Source organism: Streptomyces sp. NPDC014006, from assembly GCF_043088925.1.
Taxonomy (GTDB): Bacteria; Actinomycetota; Actinomycetes; order Streptomycetales; family Streptomycetaceae; genus Streptomyces.
In genome coordinates, this window is record NZ_JBICAJ010000013.1 from 179,855 (window position 1) to 201,800 (window position 21,946).

18 protein-coding genes are annotated in these 21,946 nt (G+C 71.5%); 15 read left to right on the forward strand and 3 right to left on the reverse strand.

All coding sequences use genetic code 11. From position 1 onward, the window contains the following. Nucleotides 1-102: 102 nt before the first annotated feature. The 9 genes from mltG to nusB all read left to right on the forward strand — a co-directional run bounded on the left by mltG (nt 103) and on the right by nusB (nt 9,024). The gene (mltG, locus tag ACF1GV_RS34940; protein WP_391689126.1) at nt 103-1,806 is read left to right on the forward strand and encodes an endolytic transglycosylase MltG; all 1,704 of its coding nucleotides are present in this window, start codon (nt 103-105) and stop codon (nt 1,804-1,806) included. Continuing rightward, complete coding sequence (locus ACF1GV_RS34945; protein WP_391689129.1) at nt 1,787-2,626, forward strand: shikimate dehydrogenase; 840 nt, start codon at nt 1,787-1,789, stop codon at nt 2,624-2,626. Before mltG ends, ACF1GV_RS34945 begins: the two co-directional genes overlap by 20 nt. A 271-nt stretch (nt 2,627-2,897) precedes the next feature. Then, entirely contained in the window at nt 2,898-4,082 is a 1,185-nt protein-coding gene (gene aroC / locus ACF1GV_RS34950) for a chorismate synthase (protein WP_391689132.1), read from the forward strand. Next, nucleotides 4,079-4,594, forward strand: coding sequence for a shikimate kinase (locus ACF1GV_RS34955; protein ID WP_391689135.1), 516 nt, complete (start codon nt 4,079-4,081; stop codon nt 4,592-4,594). Before aroC ends, ACF1GV_RS34955 begins: the two co-directional genes overlap by 4 nt. Then, the gene (gene aroB, locus ACF1GV_RS34960) at nt 4,591-5,682 is read left to right on the forward strand and encodes a 3-dehydroquinate synthase (RefSeq protein ID WP_391689138.1); all 1,092 of its coding nucleotides are present in this window, start codon (nt 4,591-4,593) and stop codon (nt 5,680-5,682) included. The genes ACF1GV_RS34955 and aroB overlap by 4 nt, the downstream gene beginning before the upstream one ends. A gap of 188 nt (nt 5,683-5,870) precedes the next feature. Then, the gene (locus tag ACF1GV_RS34965) at nt 5,871-6,764 is read left to right on the forward strand and encodes a Pro-rich N-terminal domain-containing protein (RefSeq protein ID WP_391689141.1); all 894 of its coding nucleotides are present in this window, start codon (nt 5,871-5,873) and stop codon (nt 6,762-6,764) included. Nucleotides 6,765-6,862: 98 nt separating this feature from the next. Next, a complete protein-coding gene (locus ACF1GV_RS34970) occupies nt 6,863-7,969 on the forward strand; it encodes an aminopeptidase P family protein (RefSeq protein ID WP_391689144.1) in 1,107 nt (368 codons plus the stop codon). 51 nt (nt 7,970-8,020) lie between these two features. Then, the gene (efp, locus tag ACF1GV_RS34975) at nt 8,021-8,587 is read left to right on the forward strand and encodes an elongation factor P (RefSeq protein WP_043498973.1); all 567 of its coding nucleotides are present in this window, start codon (nt 8,021-8,023) and stop codon (nt 8,585-8,587) included. Between the two features lie 2 nt (nt 8,588-8,589). Further along, nucleotides 8,590-9,024, forward strand: a complete 435-nt coding sequence (nusB, locus tag ACF1GV_RS34980) for a transcription antitermination factor NusB (protein WP_363265044.1) — start codon at nt 8,590-8,592, stop codon at nt 9,022-9,024. Between the two features lie 65 nt (nt 9,025-9,089). On the opposite strand, the gene ACF1GV_RS34985 is transcribed toward nusB, so the two are convergent. The 3 genes from ACF1GV_RS34985 to bldD all read right to left on the reverse strand — a co-directional run bounded on the left by ACF1GV_RS34985 (nt 9,090) and on the right by bldD (nt 13,632). Then, nucleotides 9,090-9,827: a hypothetical protein gene (locus ACF1GV_RS34985; protein ID WP_391689148.1), complete on the reverse strand. Its 738-nt coding sequence runs from the start codon at nt 9,825-9,827 to the stop codon at nt 9,090-9,092. Continuing rightward, nucleotides 9,827-12,940, reverse strand: a complete 3,114-nt coding sequence (locus ACF1GV_RS34990) for a CHAT domain-containing protein (protein ID WP_391689151.1) — start codon at nt 12,938-12,940, stop codon at nt 9,827-9,829. The genes ACF1GV_RS34985 and ACF1GV_RS34990 overlap by 1 nt, the downstream gene beginning before the upstream one ends. Nucleotides 12,941-13,131: 191 nt before the next feature. After that, nucleotides 13,132-13,632, reverse strand: a complete 501-nt coding sequence (gene bldD, locus ACF1GV_RS34995) for a transcriptional regulator BldD (protein WP_110626898.1) — start codon at nt 13,630-13,632, stop codon at nt 13,132-13,134. 343 nt (nt 13,633-13,975) lie between these two features. On the opposite strand from bldD, the gene pyrR reads away from it, so the two are divergent. The 6 genes from pyrR to carB all read left to right on the forward strand — a co-directional run bounded on the left by pyrR (nt 13,976) and on the right by carB (nt 21,889). Beyond that, complete coding sequence (pyrR, locus tag ACF1GV_RS35000; protein WP_363265048.1) at nt 13,976-14,533, forward strand: bifunctional pyr operon transcriptional regulator/uracil phosphoribosyltransferase PyrR; 558 nt, start codon at nt 13,976-13,978, stop codon at nt 14,531-14,533. Between the two features lie 91 nt (nt 14,534-14,624). Continuing rightward, a complete protein-coding gene (locus ACF1GV_RS35005) occupies nt 14,625-15,602 on the forward strand; it encodes an aspartate carbamoyltransferase catalytic subunit (RefSeq protein ID WP_363265049.1) in 978 nt (325 codons plus the stop codon). A 3-nt stretch (nt 15,603-15,605) separates the two neighbouring features. Further along, nucleotides 15,606-16,892, forward strand: a complete 1,287-nt coding sequence (locus ACF1GV_RS35010; protein WP_391689156.1) for a dihydroorotase — start codon at nt 15,606-15,608, stop codon at nt 16,890-16,892. Continuing rightward, complete coding sequence (locus tag ACF1GV_RS35015) at nt 16,889-17,449, forward strand: hypothetical protein (protein WP_391689159.1); 561 nt, start codon at nt 16,889-16,891, stop codon at nt 17,447-17,449. The genes ACF1GV_RS35010 and ACF1GV_RS35015 overlap by 4 nt, the downstream gene beginning before the upstream one ends. Then, nucleotides 17,446-18,588: a glutamine-hydrolyzing carbamoyl-phosphate synthase small subunit gene (gene carA, locus ACF1GV_RS35020; RefSeq protein ID WP_391689162.1), complete on the forward strand. Its 1,143-nt coding sequence runs from the start codon at nt 17,446-17,448 to the stop codon at nt 18,586-18,588. Before ACF1GV_RS35015 ends, carA begins: the two co-directional genes overlap by 4 nt. After that, nucleotides 18,581-21,889: a carbamoyl-phosphate synthase large subunit gene (carB, locus tag ACF1GV_RS35025; RefSeq protein WP_391689165.1), complete on the forward strand. Its 3,309-nt coding sequence runs from the start codon at nt 18,581-18,583 to the stop codon at nt 21,887-21,889. The genes carA and carB overlap by 8 nt, the downstream gene beginning before the upstream one ends. Nucleotides 21,890-21,946 lie beyond the last annotated feature (57 nt).

The window sequence follows — 21,946 nt, forward strand, 5'->3', positions numbered from 1 at the left end:
CGCGCGATGCGGCGGTGTTCGAACAGCTGCCGCACAACAAGAGGCGGGACGGAGCCGGAGCCACCAGCCGCGTGACCGCCGCCTCGCGGCTCTAGGGGATCGATGACTGAGTATGGCCGGGGCCAAGGCTCCGAACCGTGGCATCCGGAGGACCCGTTGTACGGGGACGGCGGATGGGAGGGGCAGCAGCCCCACGTGGGCCATCAGCCTGCCTACGGCGGCCAGCAGCACCACCCGCAGCAGCCGCAGCACGACCAGCACCCTCAGCAGCAGGGCTACGGCGACTGGGGCCCCGAGCAGCAGTCCGGGTACGACCAGCAGCAGTACCAGCAGCCGCAGTACCAGCAGCAACAGCAGCAGCAGTACTACGGCGAGCAGCAGCACCCGCAGGACGGCGGCTGGGACACCACGGGCACGCACGCGCACGTGCCGTACCCGCCCGACCCGGGCGACCCCTACGCCCCGCAGACGGTCTCCTACGGTGGCGAGCAGCCCGACTTCTACCAGTCCGAGGGCGCCTACCCGCCGCCGGAGCCGCCCGCCCGCCGCCGCGGCGAGCCGGAGCCGCGGCAGGAGACCGACTGGGACCCGGGCCCCGACCAGGGCGAGCACGCCTTCTTTGCGGGCGGTGACCCGGACGAGGACCCCGAGGACGACGCCGACCTCCGAGGGCGTGCGGCCCGGCGCGCCGGCAAAGGGGGCAAGGGCGGCAAGGGCGGCAAGAAGAAGAGCCGTAACGGCATCGCCTGCCTGGTGGTCGTGCTCGTGTTCGGCGGTGGACTGGCCGGGGTCGGTTACGTCGGCTACACCTTCTACCAAAATCGTTTCGGCTCCTCCCCGGACTACGCGGGCGACGGAACGGGCGAGACCGTGACCATCGAGATCCCCAAGGGCGCCGGTGGCTACGACATCGGGCGCCGGCTCAAGGCGGCGGGCGTGGTCAAGAGCGTCGACGCCTTCGTCTCCGCCCAGCAGCAGAACCCGAAGGGCAACTCCATCCAGGCCGGCGCCTACATCCTGCGCAAGCAGATGTCGGCCGCCAGCGCCGTCGAGATGATGCTCGACCCGAAGAGCCAGAACAACATCATGGTCACGCCCGGTGAGCGCAATGCGCGCGTCTACGCGGCGATCGACCAGAAGCTCGGCCTGTCCACCGGCACCACCAAGGACACCGCCGAGGAGCAGTACAAGAGCCTCGGCCTGCCGAGCTGGGCGAACAACAACGGCGACATCAAGGACCCGCTGGAGGGCTTCCTCGCCCCGGGCACCTATCCGGCGGCCAAGGGCATGAAGCCGGAGACGGTGCTGAAGGCCATGGTCACCCAGGCCAGCGAGGTCTACGGGCGCTACGACCTGAAGGGCAAGGCCGCGTCCCTGGGGCTGAAGGACCCGCTGCAGCTCGTCACGGTGGCCAGCCTCGTCCAGGCCGAGGGCAAGACCCACGACGACTACCGCAAGATGGCCGAGGTGGTCTACAACCGCCTCAAGCCCACGAACACGGAGACCAACCAGCTCCTGCAGTTCGACTCGACCTTCAACTATCTGAAGGGCGAGAGCAACATCCACATCGCCACACGCGAGATCTACCGCAACAAGGACCCCTACAACACGTACACCAACAAGGGTCTGCCGCCCGGCCCCATCGGCAACCCCGGTGACGACGCCATGAAGGCGGCGCTGAATCCGACGCACGACGGCTGGATCTACTTCGTGGCGACCGACGGCGTGAGCAACACCGAATTCGCCAGGACGCTGGCCGAGTTCAACAAGCTCAAGGACAAGTTCAATGAAAGCTCGGGCAACTGACGCCCGCCGGGCGGCCGTCCTCGGCTCGCCCATCGCGCACTCGCTCTCCCCGGTGCTGCACCGGGCCGCCTACGCGGAGCTGGGCCTCGACGGCTGGAGCTACGACCGCTTCGAGGTCGACGAGGCCGGTCTGCCCGGTTTCTTCGACACGCTGGGTGCCGAGTGGGCCGGGCTGTCGCTGACCATGCCGCTGAAGCGGGCGGTGATCCCGCTGCTGGACGAGATCAGCGAGACCGCGTCCTCGGTGGAGGCCGTCAACACGGTCGTCCTCACCGAGGACGGCCGCCGGGTCGGGGACAACACCGACATCCCCGGGATGGTCGCCGCGCTGCGCGAGCACGGCATCGAGCAGGTCGACACGGCCGCGGTGCTCGGCGCCGGCGCCACCGCCTCCTCCGCGCTGGCCGCGCTGTCCCGGGTCTGCTCGGGCGAGGTCGTCGTCTATGTGCGCAGCGAGGCCCGCGCCGCCGAGATGCGCCAGTGGGGCGAGCGGCTCGACGTCGAGGTGCGCACCGCCGACTGGGCGGACGCGGCCGAGGCCCTGCGCGCGCCCCTGGTGATCGCGACGACACCGGCCGGGACGACCGACGCCCTGGCCGCCGCCGTACCGGAGCGGCCCGCCACACTCTTCGACGTGCTGTACGACCCGTGGCCGACCGGGCTGGCCGCGCGCTGGTCGATGTTCGGCGGGGCCGTGGTCAGCGGCCTGGACCTGCTCGTGCACCAGGCCGTCCTCCAGGTCGAGCAGATGACCGGGCACACTCCGGCCCCGCTGGAGGCGATGCGCCGGGCGGGCGAGAAGGCCCTGGCCGAACGCTGACGTCCACGGCGGGGCGGGCGGTTTCTCGCCGGGCGGCGGTGCACGAGACGGGCGCCTGTCCGTGACGGCGCCCAGGTGGCCGGAAGTGGCCGCCCGTGCGCGTCCGAGGTCCGCGTCGGCGTCCGCCTGCTGGACCGGCGGCCGGAGCTCGGGCCCGGACGTGGGAGGATCGGAGGTGGCGGGCCCGGGCCGCGCACCCGGTCGCGTCGTCGACGTACGCGTGCGTGCGTGTACGCGGAGCAGAACCAGGCGCGAGCACTGAGGAGCATCGTTGAGCAGGCTGCGTTGGCTGACCGCGGGTGAGTCCCACGGTCCCGCACTTGTCGCGACGCTGGAGGGCCTTCCCGCCGGCGTGCCGATCACCACCGAGATGGTCGCGGACCACCTCGCGCGGCGGCGGCTCGGCTATGGCCGCGGTGCGCGCATGAAGTTCGAGCGGGACGAGGTCACCTTCCTCGGTGGCGTCCGGCACGGACTCACCCTGGGTTCCCCGGTCGCGATCATGGTGGGCAACACCGAGTGGCCGAAGTGGGAGAAGGTCATGGCCGCCGACCCGGTCGACCCGGCCGAGCTGGCCGAGCTGGCCCGTAACGCGCCGCTGACCCGGCCCCGTCCCGGCCACGCCGACCTCGCGGGCATGCAGAAGTACGGCTTCGACGAGGCTCGCCCGATCCTGGAGCGCGCTTCCGCCCGTGAGACGGCGGCGCGGGTGGCGCTGGGCGCGGTCGCCCGGTCGTACCTGAAGGAGACGGCCGGCGTCGAGATCGTCAGCCACGTCACCGAGCTGTGCTCCGTGAAGGCCCCGCAGGGGGTGTACCCCACTCCGGCCGACGTCGACAGGCTGGACGCCGACCCGCTGCGCTGCCTGGACGCGGACACCTCCAAGGCGATGGTCGCGGAGGTCGACCAGGCCCACAAGGACGGCGACACCCTGGGCGGCGTGGTCGAGGTCCTGGCGTACGGCGTGCCGGTGGGCCTGGGCTCGCACGTGCACTGGGACCGCCGGCTGGACGCCCGGCTGGCCGGTGCCCTGATGGGCATCCAGGCGATCAAGGGCGTCGAGGTCGGCGACGGTTTCGAGCTGGCCCGGGTGCCCGGCTCGAAGGCGCACGACGAGATCGTGGGCACGCCCGAGGGCATCCGCCGAGTCTCCGGCCGTGCGGGCGGCACCGAGGGCGGCCTGTCCACCGGTGAGCTGTTGCGGGTGCGCGCCGCGATGAAGCCGATCGCGACCGTGCCGCGCGCCCTGCAGACCGTGGACGTCGCCACCGGCGAGGCCACCCAGGCCCACCACCAGCGCTCCGACGTCTCCGCGGTCCCGGCAGCCGGCATCGTCGCCGAGGCCATGGTGGCGCTGGTGCTGGCGGACGCGGTGGCGGAGAAGTTCGGCGGCGACTCGGTGGCCGAGACCCGCCGCAACGTTCGCTCCTACCTCGACAACCTGCACATCCGATGAGCGGGCCGCTGCTGGTCCTGGTCGGCCCGATGGGCGTGGGCAAGTCCACCGTCGGGCAACTGCTCGCCGAGCGCCTCGGCGTCGGCTACCGGGACACGGACGACGACATCGTCACCGGACAGGGCCGCACGATCGCGGACATCTTCGTCGAGGACGGCGAGAGCGCCTTCCGCGCGATCGAGAAGCAGGCGGTGCACCGCGCCCTGGCCGAGCACGAGGGCGTCCTCGCGCTCGGCGGCGGCGCCGTCCTCGACGCCGACACGCGCGCGCTCCTCGCCGGCCACCAGGTGGTCTACCTGTCGATGGACGTCGAGGAAGCCGTCAAGCGCACCGGCCTGAACGCCGCGCGCCCGCTGCTCGCGGTCAACCCGCGCAAGCAGTGGCGCGAGCTGATGGAGGCTCGCCGGCACCTGTACGAGGAGGTCGCCACCGCGGTCGTGCCGACCGACGGGCGCACCCCCGAAGAGGTCACCCAAGCCGCCCTGGACGCAGTGGAGTTGAAGAAAGCATGAGCGAGTCGGTCACGCGGATCCACGTCGGCGGCACGGCCGGCACCGAGCCGTACGACGTCCTGGTGGGCCGTCAGCTGCTCGGTGAACTCGGCGGGCTGATCGGCAGCAGGGCCAAGCGGGTCGCGGTGATCCACCCCGAGGCGCTCGCCGAGACCGGCGACGCGCTGCGCGCCGACCTGGCCGCACAGGGCTACGAGGCCGTCGCGATCCAGGTGCCGAACGCCGAGGAGGCCAAGACCGCCGAGGTCGCCGCCTACTGCTGGAAGGCGCTCGGCCAGTCCGGGTTCACCCGCACCGACGTCATCGTCGGCGTCGGCGGCGGCGCCACCACCGACCTCGCCGGTTTCGTCGCCGCGACCTGGCTGCGGGGCGTGCGCTGGATCGCCGTCCCGACCACCGTCCTGGCCATGGTGGACGCGGCCGTCGGCGGCAAGACCGGCATCAACACCGCCGAGGGCAAGAACCTCGTGGGTGCCTTCCACCCGCCGGCCGGCGTGCTGTGCGACCTGGCCGCGCTGGACTCCCTGCCGGTCAACGACTACGTCTCCGGCCTCGCCGAGGTCATCAAGGCCGGCTTCATCGCCGACCCGGCGATCCTGGAGCTCATCGAGACCGACCCGCAGTCCGCGCGCACCCCGGCGGGCCCGCACACGGCCGAGCTGATCGAGCGTTCGATCCGGGTGAAGGCGGAGGTCGTCTCCAGCGACCTGAAGGAGTCGGGCCTGCGGGAGATCCTCAACTACGGCCACACCCTCGGCCACGCCATCGAGAAGAACGAGCGGTACAAGTGGCGGCACGGCGCGGCCGTCGCGGTCGGCATGCACTTCGCCGCCGAACTCGGGCGGCTGGCGGGCCGGTTGGACGACGCCACGGCGGACCGTCACCGCACGGTCCTCGAAGCGGTCGGGCTGCCGCTGCACTACCGCTACGACCAGTGGCCCAAGCTGCTGGAGACGATGAAGGTCGACAAGAAGTCCCGCGGTGACCTGCTGCGCTTCATCGTCCTGGACGGCCTGGCCAAGCCGACCGTCCTGGAGGGCCCGGACCCGGCGGTGCTGCTCGCCGCGTACGGGGAAGTCGGGCAGTAGGCGCGTACGGGGAAGCGGGACGGTAACTGCCGCGGGGTCCCATCCGTCCGATTCACCATCCACAGCGGGCACTTCACACCGCCCCCGGCCGTTCACCAATCAGCGGCCGGGGGCGGTACCGTTCGGTAGGGCGGGGCTCGCACCCGCTGGCCAGCGTCAATCTTCTGTACGAGACGGAGTGGCACCGGATGCAGCATGCAGTGGGTTCTCCGCTGCCGCCGCCCCACCAGCCGGGGCACGGACCGGCCGTCGGCTGGTCACCGGCCGCACACCACCCGGGCGCCCCCCAGGGGCCGGCCCGCGCACCGCAGGGCTCCGGGCCCGTGCCCCCGCCGCCTCCGGGCTTCACCGGAGCGCCGCCCTCCGGCCCGCTCCCGCCGCACCCCGCGGCACCGCCCCAGGCGATGCCGCCGCACCTCTCCGCGCCCCCGCCCCCCGACACCACCGGCCATGTCGCGCTGCCCCCGGGCGGCCCGGTCGGCGTGCCCATGGCCCCGCCTTCCCCGGTCACGCCCGACCCGGCGACCACCACCCTCGCCGTCCTGCTGATCGGCCCGGCCGGGGCAGGCAAGACCAGCGTCGCCCGCTACTGGGCCGACCACCGAGGGGTGCCCACGGCCCACATCAGCCTCGACGACGTGCGCGAATGGGTGCGCTCGGGCTTCGCCGACCCCCAGTCGGGCTGGAACGACCACTCGGAGGCGCAGTACCGCCTGGCCCGCCGCACCTGCGGCTTCGCCGCGCGCAACTTCCTCGCCAACGGCATCTCCTGCATCCTCGACGACGCCGTCTTCCCCGACCGCCCGGTCGTCGGGCTCGGTGGCTGGAAACGGCATGTGGGCCCCGGCCTGCTCCCGGTCGTCCTGCTGCCGGGACTCGACATCGTGCTGGAGCGCAACGCCGAACGCAGCGGCAACCGCCGCCTCACCGACGAGGAGGTCGCCCGTATCCACGGCCGGATGGCCGGCTGGTACGGCTCGGGCCTGCCGATCATCGACAACTCCCAGCTGGACGTCCCGGAGACGGCGAAGCTGCTGGACGACGTCCTGGCGAGGGCGATAGCGAGTCCGCCGCAGTGGTGACGGCGCCGCCCGCGGCGTAGCCGGGCCACCCCCTCGGCGGCACCCCCATCGGCCCTTCCCAACCGGCACAATCCGGCCACCGCTCCTACGCTCGTCTCATGTCAGAGGTGTACGCGACCCGCCGGGCCAGGCTGAGAGAACGCTGCAACGTGGGCGGCAGCCCCTCCGCCCTGGTGACCCGTCCCGCCAACATCCGCTACCTGGCGGGCGCGTCCCCGCAGGGTGCCGCACTGCTGCTGAGCAAGGACGACGATGTCCTGGTGTGCGCCGATCCGCTCGAGGACCGGCCCGCCGAGGGCCGCCCCGACGAGGGGGTGCGCGTCCACACCCTGTCCGGTCCCGGCGGTGACGCCGCCGTCGCGGCCGCGGGACTGGCGCAGGCCGCGGGCCTGGACTCCGTCGCGCTGGAGGAGCACCACCTCACCGTCGCCCGGCACCGGGCGATCCGCTCGGTGGCGCCCCGGCTGCGGCTGACCGACCTGGGCGGCGCGGTGGAGCAGCTCAGGGTGGTCAAGGACGAGGAGGAGATCTCCTGTCTGCGCATCGGCGCGGAGATCGCCGACCAGGCCCTCGGTGAGCTGCTGGAGTCCATCCTCGTCGGCCGCACCGAACGGCACCTCGCCCTGGAGCTGGAGCGCCGCCTGGTCGACCACGGAGCCGACGGGCCCGCCTTCGCCACCTCCGTGGCCACCGGCCCGAACGCGGGGCGGCGCGGGCACCGGCCCACGGACCGCCGGGTGGAGGAGGGCGACTTCCTCTCCGTCTGCCTGGGCGCGACCTACCGTGGTTACCGCTGCGAGATCGGCCGCACCTTCGTCATCGGCACCTCGCCCGCCGACTGGCAGATCGAGCTGTACGACCTGGTCTTCGCCGCGCAGCGGGCCGGCCGGGAGAGCCTGACGCCGGGCACCGCGTACCGGGACGTGGACCGCGCGGCCCGCCAGGTGCTGGACTCCGCGGGCCACTCCGAGCGCCTTCTGCCGCTCACCGGGCACGGTGTCGGACTCGAAATCGACGAGGACCCTCAGTTGAGTCCCTCGGCCATGGGTAAACTGGACGCTTGCGTGCCGGTCACCGTCGAACCTGGGGTCCACCTCCCGGGCCGGGGCGGTGTCCGGATCGATGACACGCTCGTCGTCCGCCCCGAGGCGGACGGCGGACCCGAGCTACTCACCATCACGACCAAGGAGCTGCTCGCCCTCTAGGCAGGTGCGTGCCCCGGGGTCGTCCACGTCAGTCCAGGAGATTCCGCAACCGTGGCTTCCACGAACGACCTCAAGAACGGCATGGTGCTCAAGCTCGAAGGCGGCCAGCTCTGGTCCGTCGTCGAGTTCCAGCACGTCAAGCCCGGCAAGGGCCCGGCCTTCGTGCGCACCAAGCTCAAGAACGTGCTGTCCGGGAAGGTCGTCGACAAGACCTTCAACGCCGGCGTCAAGGTCGAGACGGCCACCGTCGACAAGCGCGACATGCAGTTCTCCTACATGGACGGCGAGTACTTCGTCTTCATGGACATGGAGACCTACGACCAGCTGATGGTCGACCGCAAGGCCGTCGGCGACGCCGCCAACTTCCTGATCGAGGGCTTCACGGCCACCGTCGCGCAGCACGAGGGCGAGGTGCTCTTCGTCGAGCTGCCGGCCGCCGTCGAGCTGACCGTCCAGGAGACCGAGCCGGGTGTCCAGGGTGACCGCTCCACCGGTGGCACCAAGCCCGCCACGCTGGAGACCGGCCACCAGATCCAGGTCCCGCTCTTCATCACCACCGGTGAGAAGATCAAGGTCGACACCCGCACCAGCGACTACCTCGGCCGGGTGAACAGCTAACCGTGGCTGCCCGCAACACGGCCCGCAAGCGCGCCTTCCAGATCCTCTTCGAGGGCGACCAGCGCGACGCCGACGTTCTGACGGTCCTCGCGGACTGGGTCCGGCTGTCCCGCTCCGACACCCGGCAGCCGCCGGTGAGCGAGTACACGATGCAGCTGGTCGAGGGCTACGCCGAGCACGCGCGGCGCATCGACGAGCTGCTCGCGCAGTACGCGGTGGGCTGGACGCTGGACCGGATGCCGGTCGTCGACCGCAACATCCTGCGTCTGGGCGCCTACGAGCTGATCTGGGTCGACGAGACCCCGGACGCCGTCGTCCTGGACGAAATGGTGCAGCTGGCCAAGGAGTTCTCCACCGACGAGTCGCCGTCGTTCGTCAACGGTCTGCTCGGCCGGCTCAAGGAGCTCAAGCCGTCGCTGCGCCGGGACCAGGCCTGACGCCCGCTGTTCATGCCATGCCCGAGGGCCCGCGGATCCGTCCGCGGGCCCTTGGCGTTCCCCAGTCACTGCCCGCCCGCTCCGTGCGGCAGCGCCCCGGACGGGCCGCCGGGCAGCGGCTGGGCGATCGACGTGAGATCGATGGTGTGCAGCCGTGGCGGCAGCTCCGCCCGGCTGCGCAGTACCTTCATCCTCCGCAGAGAGGCCGCCACGATCACCTCGGCCACGACTGGGGACCCGGTGGGCGCGCACACCGCCACCGTCAGCCAGACCCCGGTCAGCGGGTGGCCCGGCAGCTCGCGCAGCAGCCACTCCGGATTGCTGCTGCCGAGGCCGTAGGCGGTGGTGTGCTGCTCTTCCCTCGTCCCGTCCCCCGCGTACTCCACGGACGGCTCCGCCACGCCCAGCAGCGGCAACGACACGGCGATGCGAAAGCTGTTCCCGCTCGCGGCGCTCGCCGTGTCGGGGGACATGGCCAGGGCCACGGGCTGCCGTCCGCCGCCGGGCGATTCGAGCCGGATGCCGATGTGCGCGTCCTTGAACGGCACGGAATCGCCGTCCGGGTCCGGCCGGAACGCGCAGCCGAACATCAGCAGGAAGTAGTCGTCGTGCGGCGAGGAGGCCGCCAGCAGGGCCGGGTTCACCCCGCGCTCGTGCAACTGCTCGATGGTCTGCCGGACGACATAGGGCTCGGTGACGGTCAGCCGACGGCGGATGCGCTCCTCGGTGGTGTTCCCCTGGAGCGTCGCGGGCACGACCAGATCGACGTCGTACGTGGTGAGCGGGGGCAGTTCGTAAGACATCAGCCGGTCCTTTCGTCGGGGCGCGTCCAGCCGCCGTGATAGGCGAAGGCCCCCCAGTCGCGGTACTGGGGGAAGCGGGCGCGGGTGACCGTCTGGGCGTGGCGGAAGGCGCCCACGGTGTCGTGGTGAGCGGTGAGATGTCCGTACAGCTCACCGAAGAAGCAGGTCGCCGAGTCGGTCCGTACCGGCCACAGACAGCCGACCACTGCGCGCGCCCCGGCCAGCAGGAACGCGGCGGGCAGCCCGCGCGGGTTGTCGGCGAGGTCGAAGCGTCCGAGGGCCGATTCACAGGCACCCAGGGTGACCAGATCCACGCCCCGCAGGTCATGGGTCAGGACCTGATGCCCGAAGAGCCGGCCGTCCGCTCCCTCCCCGGGTGGGTTGAGGTACAGGCACTGGAACCAGGAGGCGTCCTGGCTGTGCGCCCCGTGCGCCGCCACGTGCACATAGCGGGCGCCCTCGGCGCGGGCCAGGAAGGACGCCGGTGCCGCCTCCGGGCCGACCAGCGTGACACCGCCCGCGAGGGTGGCCACCGTCGCCGCGTGCTCGTCCAGCGCCGGCTCCGGCCGCAGTCCCCAGGGCGTGCCGCCCAGCGCGGCACCCAGCGACACGAGTCCCTCCCCGGTGCGCGGCCCGACGTCCTGGGCGCCGGTGACACAGACCGGGCTCGGCACGGTGGTCACGGTCCAGTCGTCGGCCAGCGGACGTCCCGCCAGCCGGAGCAGCGGGAAGGGCAGGAAGTGCAGGGGACCGTGGGCCCAGAAGCACAGGTGCCGTTTTCCCTCGCCGTGCAGGCGGGTCAGCACCTCGCCCAGATCGCCGAAGAACCCGCTGAAGTCCAGCTGCTCCCGGCCGATCCTCGTGACCTCACCGTGCAGAGGGTCGGTACGGACCACCTCGCGCACCTCGGCCACGTCCTGGGCCAGGGGATGCATGGTCTGCCGGTAGCCGTCCTTGCTCACCTGGAGCACCGCGCCCGGCATGCCGCCGAACGGCAGCACCCGGATGTCCCTGACCCCCTCCGCGGTGATCGTCATCAGGTGCACCGCGGCGGCGGGTTGACCGTCCGGGCCAGCCGCTTCCATCCCCCGGGGCTGCTGCGCGATCCACATCGAGATCAGCACGGTGTCCGAGGGCAGCGCGGCCACGACATCACGCAGGTCCGGGTACGCGGAGCCCTCCGCCACCAGCCCCGGCGCGTACAGGCTGCGGGAGAGCTGACGGTCGAAGGACCGCCGGAGATTGCCCAGGAGCTCGCGTTCGCCGTGCCCGGGCGCGTGTTCCTGGGGGCCGGCGTAGCAGAGCATCTCCAGGTCTTCGGCGATCTCGTACAGCCGCGGCGGCGCGGACTCGCCGAGCCCGTTCTCGAGTTCCTCGACCCGGCGCCGCAGTTCCACGAGCAGGGGCAGGGGCCGGCGGGGGCCGGGCGCCAGAAGCGCGCCGGAGAAGTCGAGGCCCTTGGCGGCCGTTTGCAGCATCCACACGGCGCCCGCCGACTGCCGGCCCTCCGCCATGCGGCTGCCGAGCCGTTGGGTCGCCGCGACGAGGGCGAAGGCCGACTTCTCGTGCAGGCCGGCCTGCAGACGCGGCGCCGCCCCCATGCGGAGCATGACGGCCGCGCGCGTGACCTCGTCGGCGTCGCCCGAGTCCGTGCACCGCACCATCAGGCCCACTTCCCGCAGAGCCTGCCCCCGCAGGCCCAGCGCGGCGTAATGGCGAGCAGCCTGCGTGTGCAGGTCGATCGCGTCCGCCCACCGGCGCTCCTCCTCGCAGGCGGTGGCCGCCGCGGCCGAGGCGCTGCCCAGCAGGCAGCCAAGGGCGGCCTCCGCCTCGGGTCCCGCATCCGGGAGATCGTCGCGGAACCCGTCCAGCAGCGCCCGGGCGGCCCGGGCATGCCCGGCCTGGTACAAGTGCGCCGCCAGATGCACCAGGGTCGCGGGGTGGGCAGGAGCGTCCGTGATCGTCCGGGCGAACGCGCGCCTGATCCCCTCCTCGGTGTCGTCGGCGGGGCAGGGCGTCGGGTCGCCGGGCAGCACATGGAGGTGGCTGTGCCACACCTCCCAGAGCTGCTCCCGGTCCCTGGGCTCGGGTAAGTCGGTGTGGACGGTCGTCACCAACTCCCGCAGCAGATCGCGTCGTCCGGTCTCCCGCAGCAGATGCAGCGCCTGGTCCAGCACGGCCCAGGTCTCCCGTTCACCCAGGGCTCTCACCAGCTCGGACAGCGGCAGCGGCAGCAGTTCCCGGAGGGTGTCCGGCGCGGGCTCGCCGTCGTAGTGCGCCAGGATCCGCCGCAGCCGTATCGCGTTGACGGGGTCGCGTGCCGGGTCGATCAGGGCCGCCGCGCTGCGGTAGTTCGACAGCCAGGAGTCCATCGTCCAGTTCCCGGCCTCGGGGTCCTGCATGAGGACGGCAAGGGCCTCGTTCACGGCGTTCAGACAGCGGGCGCGTTCGTGGCCGTGGCTGAGGCCCACCGCACCGTAGAGGTAGGGCAGCGCCTCCAGCGCCGCGTCCACGGGGTGGGGCAGGCCTTCGGGGACGGCCGGGTCCTCGTCCGTTCCCCCTTCTGCGGCGGAGTCGGGGGTGAACAGACGGCCGTGCACGAGGCCGCGGTTCTGCCGCTCCCGGACGGCGAGGGCGTCGTCCAGCACCGGCGCGGCGATGTGGGGATGGACCCGGAGGATCCCCGCCGCGTACATGGTCTCGGCCAGTTCCTCCAGCTCCCCGGCCTTCCGGAGGTTTTCGATCTGCTCGTCGGCGACGGCGCAGGCCAGCCGCAGCCGCGCGCCGCTGGGTCGCTCCACGAGGTCGAGCCGTACGGCCTCCACCAGGAGGTCGGCGGCCGGCCACCAGGGGGACGAGCGGCCCCGCCCCCAGCGCCGCTCGGACAGCGCCATGAGAAGCCGGGCCACCAGATAACCCGTGGCGAGGGCACCGGCCCGGACCTGGTGCGCGCCGAAAGCCACCAGATGACGTGCCTCGTCCTCGGTCAGCGGCCATGGCGTGGACCGTATGCGCTGCTCGGCAGCCTCCTCGCTGAGATGACCCGCGTGGATGTCCCGCACGAGATCCACCAGGGCGTCCAACGCCTCGTCCTGCTGGCCGTTCACCGACATGGCCGCCCCCCGGCATCCTCGACGATCCGCTCGCCAGGATCGTGGCACAGAGGGCCGCGCCCCGAAGGGGTAACGGGACGGTCCACGAGCGCACCGGTCTGGATGCGGCGAGCGGGCGGATACGCAGCAGGGGCGGAGCCGTGCGGCTCCGCCCCTGGTAGTGACGTTTCTGCTGAGGGCGCCCCGAGCGCTCAGCTCTCCTCGTGGGCGACCGCGCGACGCGCGTCCGCGTCCAGCACGCCCCAGCTGATCAGCTGCTCGGTGAGGACCGAGGGCGACTGGTCGTAGATGACGGCGAGTGTGCGCAGGTCGTCCTGGCGGATGGAGAGCACCTTGCCGTTGTAGTCGCCGCGCTGGGACTGGATCGTGGCCGCGTAGCGCTGCAGCGGGCCCGCCTTCTCCACCGGGACGTGGGCCAGGCGCTCCAGGTCCAGGACGAGCTTCGGCGGGGGCTCGGCGGCACCGCCGGGGGTCGTGCCCGGGAGCAGCTCCTGCACCGGAACGCCGTAGAAGTCCGCCAGCTCGGCGAGGCGCTGCACGGTCACGGCACGGTCGCCGCGCTCGTACGAACCGACCACGACCGCCTTCCAGCGTCCCTGGCTCTTCTCCTCGACACCGTGGAGGGAAAGGCCCTGCTGGGTGCGGATGGCCCGGAGCTTGGCCCCGAGCTGTTTGGCGTATTCGCTGGACATATAGCTCCCCGGCACTGTGTCGACGCGACTGGCTTCGTCCATGCCGCGCGGCTGGTAACTCACTGTGAGGTTACGCAGCGTGATTCTCCTGCGTCAAGCCGAATGGTCCACACCGACTCTTCCGTGGTAGTGGCCACCGACTACGCCGAACGGGTGGTGACGGGGGGCCGGGCGGGTGGCGCCCCGGCGCGTCGCGGACCGTGCCGGGGCGATCCCGTGGGTGTCGTCCCGGGCGGCGCGGGGGTGGTCACCCGGGTGCCGCCGCGGCCTGCTACCGTGGATGACGCAAACCCGACGTCCTTTAAGGTCCGTCCCGTGAGGCGGAGAAGGAGGTCCTTTTCGTATGGACACGCAAGCGTCCGATGCGAGGCCCGTTCTCGAAGGCCCCGACATCGCGCGGGTACTGACCCGCATCGCCCACGAGATCGTCGAGCGCGCCAAGGGCGCCGACGACGTGGTGCTCCTCGGCATCCCCACCCGGGGCGTCTTCCTCGCCCAGCGGCTCGCCGCCAAGCTCGAGCAGATCACCGAGCGCAAGGTGCCGGTCGGCTCGCTGGACATCACCATGTACCGCGACGACCTGCGCATGCACCCACCGCGTGCGCTGGCCCGCACCGAGATCCCCGGTGACGGCATCGACGGCAAGCTCGTCGTCCTCGTCGACGACGTGCTGTTCTCCGGCCGCACCATCCGCGCCGCCCTCGACGCCCTGAACGACATCGGGCGCCCCCGCGCGGTGCAGCTCGCGGTCCTGGTCGACCGCGGCCACCGGGAACTGCCGATCCGCGCCGACTACGTCGGCAAGAACCTCCCCACGTCGTTGCGGGAGACGGTCAAGGTCCTGCTCGCCGAGGAGGACGGTCGCGACACCGTGCTGCTCGGTGTGACGGCCGACCAGTAGCACCTCGCGCGCCGGGCCGCTTCGGCATGCCCGCACACGCGCCGATGTGCGCACATCCTCCCGAATTGAACTGCCTTACGGAGCCTGACAGATGCAGCGTCATCTCATCTCGGCCGCCGACCTCACCCGCGACGACGCCGTCCTGATCCTCGACACCGCCGAGGAGATGGCCCGGGTCGCCGACCGGCCGATCAAAAAGCTGCCGACCCTGCGCGGCCGCACGATCGTCAACCTCTTCTTCGAGGACTCCACCCGCACCCGGATCTCCTTCGAGGCCGCCGAGAAGCGGCTGTCCGCGGACGTCATCAACTTCTCCGCCAAGGGCTCCAGCGTCTCCAAGGGCGAGTCCCTGAAGGACACCGCCCAGACCCTGGAGGCGATGGGCGTCGACGCCGTCGTCATCCGGCACGGCGCCTCCGGCGCCCCCTACCGCCTGGCCAACTCCGGCTGGATCGACGCCGCCGTCATCAACGCCGGCGACGGCACCCACCAGCACCCCACTCAGGCCCTGCTGGACGCCTTCACCATGCGCCGCCGGCTGGTCGGCCGGGACGCCGGGCTCGGCCAGGACCTCGCCGGCAAGCGGATCACCATCGTCGGCGACGTCCTGCACAGCCGGGTCGCCCGCTCCAACGTCGACCTGCTGCACACCCTGGGCGCCGAGGTCACCCTCGTCGCGCCGCCCACCCTGGTGCCGGTCGGCATCGAGACCTGGCCCTGCGAGGTCTCCTACGACCTCGACTCGACGCTGCCCAAGTGCGACGCGGTGATGATGCTGCGCGTCCAGCGCGAGCGGATGAACGCCGCCTTCTTCCCCACCGAGCGCGAGTACTCCCGCCGCTACGGCCTCGACGGCGACCGCATGGCCAAGCTGCCCGAGCACGCCATCGTGATGCACCCCGGCCCGATGGTCCGCGGCATGGAGATCACCGCCGAGGTCGCCGACTCCGGCCGCTGCACCGCCATCGAGCAGGTCGCCAACGGCGTCTCCATCCGGATGGCCGTCCTGTACCTGCTGCTGGGCGGCAACGAGCCCGCCGTCACCCACACCCGCATCGAGGAGAAGTAAGACATGAGCAAGATCCTGATCCGTGGTGCGAAGGTGCTCGGCGGCGAGCCGCAGGACGTCCTGATCGACGGTTCGCAGATCGCCGCGGTGGGCCAGGGCCTGTCCGCGGAGGGCGCCGAGGTCGTCGAGGCGGCCGGCAAGGTGCTGCTCCCGGGCCTGGTCGACCTGCACACCCATCTGCGCGAGCCCGGCCGTGAGGACTCCGAGACCGTGCTCACCGGCACGCGCGCGGCGGCCGGCGGCGGCTACACCTCCGTGTTCGCCATGGCCAACACCTTCCCGGTCGCCGACACCGCCGGTGTCGTCGAGCAGGTCTGGCGGCTCGGCAAGGAGCACGGCTACTGCGATGTGCAGCCCATCGGCGCCGTCACCGTCGGCCTCGAGGGCAGGAAGCTCGCCGAGCTGGGCGCCATGCACGAGTCGGCCGCCGGCGTCACCGTCTTCTCCGACGACGGCAAGTGCGTCGACGACGCCGTGATCATGCGCCGCGCCCTGGAGTACGTGAAGGCCTTCGGCGGTGTCGTCGCCCAGCACGCGCAGGAGCCGCGGCTCACCGAGGGCGCCCAGATGAACGAGGGCGTCGTCTCCGCCGAGCTGGGCCTGGGCGGCTGGCCGGCCGTCGCCGAGGAGTCGATCATCGCGCGGGACGTGCTGCTCGCCGAGCACGTCGGCTCCCGGGTGCACATCTGCCACCTGTCGACCGCCGGCAGCGTCGAGATCGTCCGCTGGGCCAAGTCCCGCGGCATCCAGGTCACGGCCGAGGTCACCCCGCACCACCTGCTCCTCACCGACGAGCTGGTGCGCACCTACAACCCGGTCTACAAGGTCAACCCGCCGCTGCGCACCGAGCGTGACGTGATGGCGCTGCGCGAGGCCCTCGCCGACGGCACGATCGACATCGTCGCCACCGACCACGCCCCGCACCCGCACGAGGACAAGGACTGCGAGTGGGCCGCCGCCGCCATGGGCATGGTCGGCCTGGAGACCGCGCTGTCGGTGGTCCAGGCGACCATGGTCGACACGGGCCTGCTGGACTGGGCCGGCGTCGCCGACCGGATGTCCGTCAAGCCCGCGCAGATCGGACAGGCCACCGGGCACGGCCGTCCCGTCTCGGCTGGTGAGCCCGCCAACCTCACCCTCGTCGACACGGAATACCGTGGCCAGGTGGACCCCGCGGGCTTCGCCTCGCGCAGCCGCAACACCCCCTACGAGGGGCGTGAGCTGCCGGGCCGTGTGACGCACACGTGGCTGCGGGGCAAGGCCACGCTCGTCGACGGGAAGCTCACGTGACACCTGCACCACTGCTCACAGCCGCAGAGAAGTCGGCACCGGTCACCGACTGGGCCGCCCGCCTCGGCTGGGTGATCGGCCTCCTCCTCTTCATCGCGCTCGTCTACTGGCTGATGCGCGAGGGCTGGAAGTGGCGCGGCACTCTCCAGGGCGACCTGCCCGAACTGCCCAGCGCGCCGGAGAGGACCGGCCCGGCGAAACTGAGCATGAGCGGCCGCTACCACGGCTCCACCACCGCCGGACAGTGGCTCGACCGCATCGTGGCGCACGGCCTGGGCACCCGCAGCCGGGCCGAGCTCACCCTGACGGACGAAGGACTGGACGTCGTACGCCCCGGCGCGCGCGACTTCTTCGTCCCGGCCGCGCAGCTGCGCGGGGCCCGGCTGGACAAGGGCATCGCCGGCAAGGTCCTCACCGAGGGCGGACTGCTGGTGCTGACCTGGGCCCACGGCGACAAACTGATCGACTCCGGCTTCCGCTCCGACCACGCGGCCGAGCACACCGAATGGGTCGACACCCTGAACGACATGATCAACAAGACGGAAGGCGCACGATGACGACCTCCACAAGGGGAACCGAGAAGGTTCCCGCCGTACTCGTCCTGGAGGACGGCCGGATCTTCCGCGGCCGCGCCTACGGGGCCGTGGGGGAGACCTTCGGCGAGGCCGTGTTCTCCACCGGCATGACCGGCTACCAGGAGACCCTCACCGACCCCTCGTACGACCGGCAGATCGTCGTCGCGACCGCCCCGCAGATCGGCAACACCGGCTGGAACGACGAGGACGACGAGTCGGGCCGCATCTGGGTCTCCGGCTACGTCGTGCGCGACCCCGCGCGCGTGCCGTCCAACTGGCGCGCCAAGCGCTCCCTGGACGACGAGCTGGTCAACCAGGGTGTCGTCGGCATCTCCGGCATCGACACCCGGGCCCTGACCCGCCACCTGCGCGAGCGCGGCTCCATGCGCGCCGGCATCTTCTCCGGCGAGGCCGTCAAGTCGGACGACGAGCTGCTCGTCCTGGTGCAGGCGCAGCCCCACATGAAGGGCGCCAGCCTGTACGAGGAGGTCGCCACCAAGGAGGCCTACGTCGTCCCGGCGGTCGGTGAGAAGAAGTTCACCGTCGCCGCCATCGACCTCGGCATCAAGGGCATGACCCCGCACCGCATGGCCGAGCGCGGCATCGAGGTGCACGTCCTGCCCGCGACCGCCACCGCCGACGACGTCTACGCCGTCAGCCCCGACGGCGTGTTCTTCTCCAACGGCCCCGGCGACCCCGCCACCGCCGACGGTCCCGTCGCCCTGATGCAGGCCGTGCTGGAGCGCAAGACCCCGCTCTTCGGCATCTGCTTCGGCAACCAGATCCTCGGCCGCGCCCTCGGCTTCGGCACCTACAAGCTGAAGTACGGCCACCGCGGCATCAACCAGCCGGTCCAGGACCGCACCACCGGCAAGGTCGAGGTCACCGCCCACAACCACGGCTTCGCCGTGGACGCGCCGCTCGACCAGGTCAGCGAGACGCCCTTCGGCCGCGCCGAGGTGTCCCACGTCTGCCTGAACGACAACGTCGTGGAGGGGCTCCAGCTGCTCGACCAGCCGGCCTTCTCCGTCCAGTACCACCCCGAAGCGGCTGCCGGCCCGCACGACGCCGCCTACCTGTTCGACCGCTTCGTTTCCCTGATGGAGGGCCAGCGTGCCTAAGCGCACCGATATCCAGTCCGTCCTGGTCATCGGCTCCGGCCCGATCGTCATCGGCCAGGCCGCCGAGTTCGACTACTCCGGCACCCAGGCGTGCCGCGTGCTGAGGGCCGAGGGCCTTCGCGTGATCCTCGTCAACTCCAACCCGGCGACGATCATGACCGACCCGGAGATCGCCGACGCCACCTACGTCGAGCCGATCACCCCGGAGTTCGTCGAGAAGATCATCGCCAAGGAGCGCCCCGACGCGCTGCTGCCCACCCTGGGCGGCCAGACGGCCCTGAACACCGCCATCTCGCTGCACGAGAACGGCGTCCTCGCCAAGTACGGCGTCGAGCTGATCGGCGCCAAGCCCGAGGCCATCCACAAGGGCGAGGACCGCGACCAGTTCAAGGAGGTCGTCGAGGAGGTCCGCAAGAAGATCGGGCACGGCGAGTCCGCCCGCTCGGTCATCTGCCACACCATGGACGACGTCCTCAAGGGCGTCGAGACCCTCGGCGGCTACCCGGTCGTCGTGCGCCCCTCCTTCACCATGGGCGGCGCCGGCTCCGGCTTCGCGCACGACGAGGAGGAGCTGCGCCGCATCGCCGGCCAGGGCCTCACACTCTCCCCGACCACCGAGGTGCTCCTGGAGGAGTCCATCCTCGGCTGGAAGGAGTACGAGCTGGAGCTGATGCGCGACAAGCACGACAACGTCGTGGTCGTCTGCTCCATCGAGAACTTCGACCCGATGGGCGTGCACACCGGTGACTCCATCACCGTCGCCCCGGCGATGACGCTCACCGACCGCGAGTACCAGATCCTGCGCGACGTCGGCATCGCCGTCATCCGCGAGGTCGGCGTCGACACCGGCGGCTGCAACATCCAGTTCGCGGTGAACCCCGAGGACGGTCGCGTGATCGTCATCGAGATGAACCCGCGCGTGTCCCGCTCCTCGGCGCTCGCGTCCAAGGCCACCGGCTTCCCGATCGCCAAGATCGCCGCCAAGCTGGCCGTCGGCTACACGCTGGACGAGATCCCGAACGACATCACCGCCGAGACCCCGGCATCCTTCGAGCCGACCCTCGACTACGTCGTGGTCAAGGCCCCGCGGTTCGCCTTCGAGAAGTTCCCGCAGGCCGACTCCACGCTGACCACCACCATGAAGTCGGTCGGCGAGGCCATGGCCATCGGCCGCAACTTCCCCGAGGCCTTCCAGAAGGCGCTGCGCTCGCTGGAGAAGAAGGGCAGCCAGTTCACCTTCGTGGGTGACCCCGGCGACAAGACCGCCCTCCTCGAGGAGGCCGTGCGCCCCACGGACGGCCGGATCAACACGGTCATGCAGGCCATCCGCGCGGGCGCCACCCCCGAGGAGATCTTCGACTACACGAAGATCGACCCCTGGTTCGTCGACCAGCTCTTCCTGATCAAGGAGATCGCGGACGAGCTGGCCGAGGCCCCCGAGCTGACCTCCGAACTGCTCGCCGAGGCCAAGCGGCACGGCTTCTCCGACCAGCAGATCGCCGAGATCCGCGGCCTGCGCGAGGACGTCGTCCGCGAGGTCCGGCACGCCCTCGGCATCCGCCCGGTCTACAAGACGGTCGACACCTGCGCCGCCGAGTTCGCCGCGAAGACGCCGTACTTCTACTCCTCCTACGACGAGGAGAACGAGGTCGCGCGGCGCGAGAAGCCCGCGGTGATCATCCTGGGCTCCGGCCCGAACCGCATCGGCCAGGGCATCGAGTTCGACTACTCCTGCGTCCACGCCTCCTTCGCGCTCAGCGACGCGGGCTACGAGACGGTGATGGTCAACTGCAACCCGGAGACCGTCTCCACCGACTACGACACCTCCGACCGCCTGTACTTCGAGCCGCTGACGCTCGAGGACGTGCTGGAGATCGTCCACGCCGAGCAGCAGGCCGGCCCCGTCGCCGGTGTCGTCGTCCAGCTCGGCGGCCAGACCCCGCTGGGCCTGGCGCAGGCGCTGAAGGACAACGGCGTGCCGATCGTCGGCACCCCGCCCGAGGCCATTCACGCGGCCGAGGACCGGGGCGCCTTCGGCCGGGTGCTGAAGGAGGCGGGCCTGCCGGCTCCCAAGCACGGCACCGCCACCACCTTCGACGAGGCCAAGGCGATCGCCGACGAGATCGGCTACCCGGTTCTGGTCCGCCCCTCGTACGTCCTCGGCGGCCGCGGCATGGAGATCGTCTACGACGAGACCCGCCTGGCCACCTACATCGCCGAGTCCACCGAGATCAGCCCGACCCGTCCGGTGCTGGTCGACCGGTTCCTCGACGACGCCATCGAGATCGATGTCGACGCGCTCTACGACGGCGAGGAGCTCTACCTCGGCGGTGTGATGGAGCACATCGAGGAGGCCGGCATCCACTCCGGCGACTCGGCGTGCGCGCTGCCCCCGATCACGCTGGGCGGCTTCGACATCAAGCGCCTGCGCGCCTCCACCGAGGCGATCGCCAAGGGCGTCGGGGTACGCGGCCTGATCAACATCCAGTTCGCGATGGCCGGTGACATCCTCTACGTCCTGGAGGCCAACCCGCGCGCCTCCCGGACCGTGCCGTTCACCTCCAAGGCGACCGCGGTGCCGCTGGCCAAGGCCGCCGCCCGCATCTCCATGGGCACGACCATCGCCGAGCTGCGCGCCGAGGGCCTGCTGCCCAGGACCGGCGACGGCGGCGAGCTGCCGCTGGACGCGCCGATCTCCGTCAAGGAGGCCGTGATGCCGTGGAGCCGCTTCCGCGACACCTCCGGCCGCGGCGTGGACACCGTCCTCGGCCCGGAGATGCGCTCCACCGGCGAGGTCATGGGCATCGACTCCGTCTTCGGCACGGCGTACGCCAAGTCGCAGGCCGGCGCCTACGGCCCGCTGCCCACCAAGGGCCGCGCGTTCATCTCGGTCGCCAACCGCGACAAGCGCTCGATGATCTTCCCGGCGCGCGAGCTGGTCGCCCACGGCTTCGAGCTGCTGGCCACCTCCGGCACCGCCGAGGTCCTCAAGCGCAACGGCATCAACGCCACGGTCGTGCGCAAGCAGTCCGAGGGCGAGGGCCCGAACGGCGAGAAGACCATCGTCCAGCTCATCCACGACGGGGAGGTCGACCTCATCGTCAACACCCCGTACGGCACCGGCGGCCGCCTCGACGGCTACGAGATCCGTACGGCGGCGGTGGCACGCTCCGTGCCCTGCCTGACGACGGTCCAGGCCCTCGCGGCCGCCGTCCAGGGCATCGACGCCCTCAACCACGGAGACGTGGGCGTGCGCTCCCTGCAGGAACACGCCGAACACCTGACCGCGGCCCGCGACTAGCAGCCGACGAGGGGGACACCGGATCAGCGGTGTCCCCCTCGTCATGAGGACACCGAC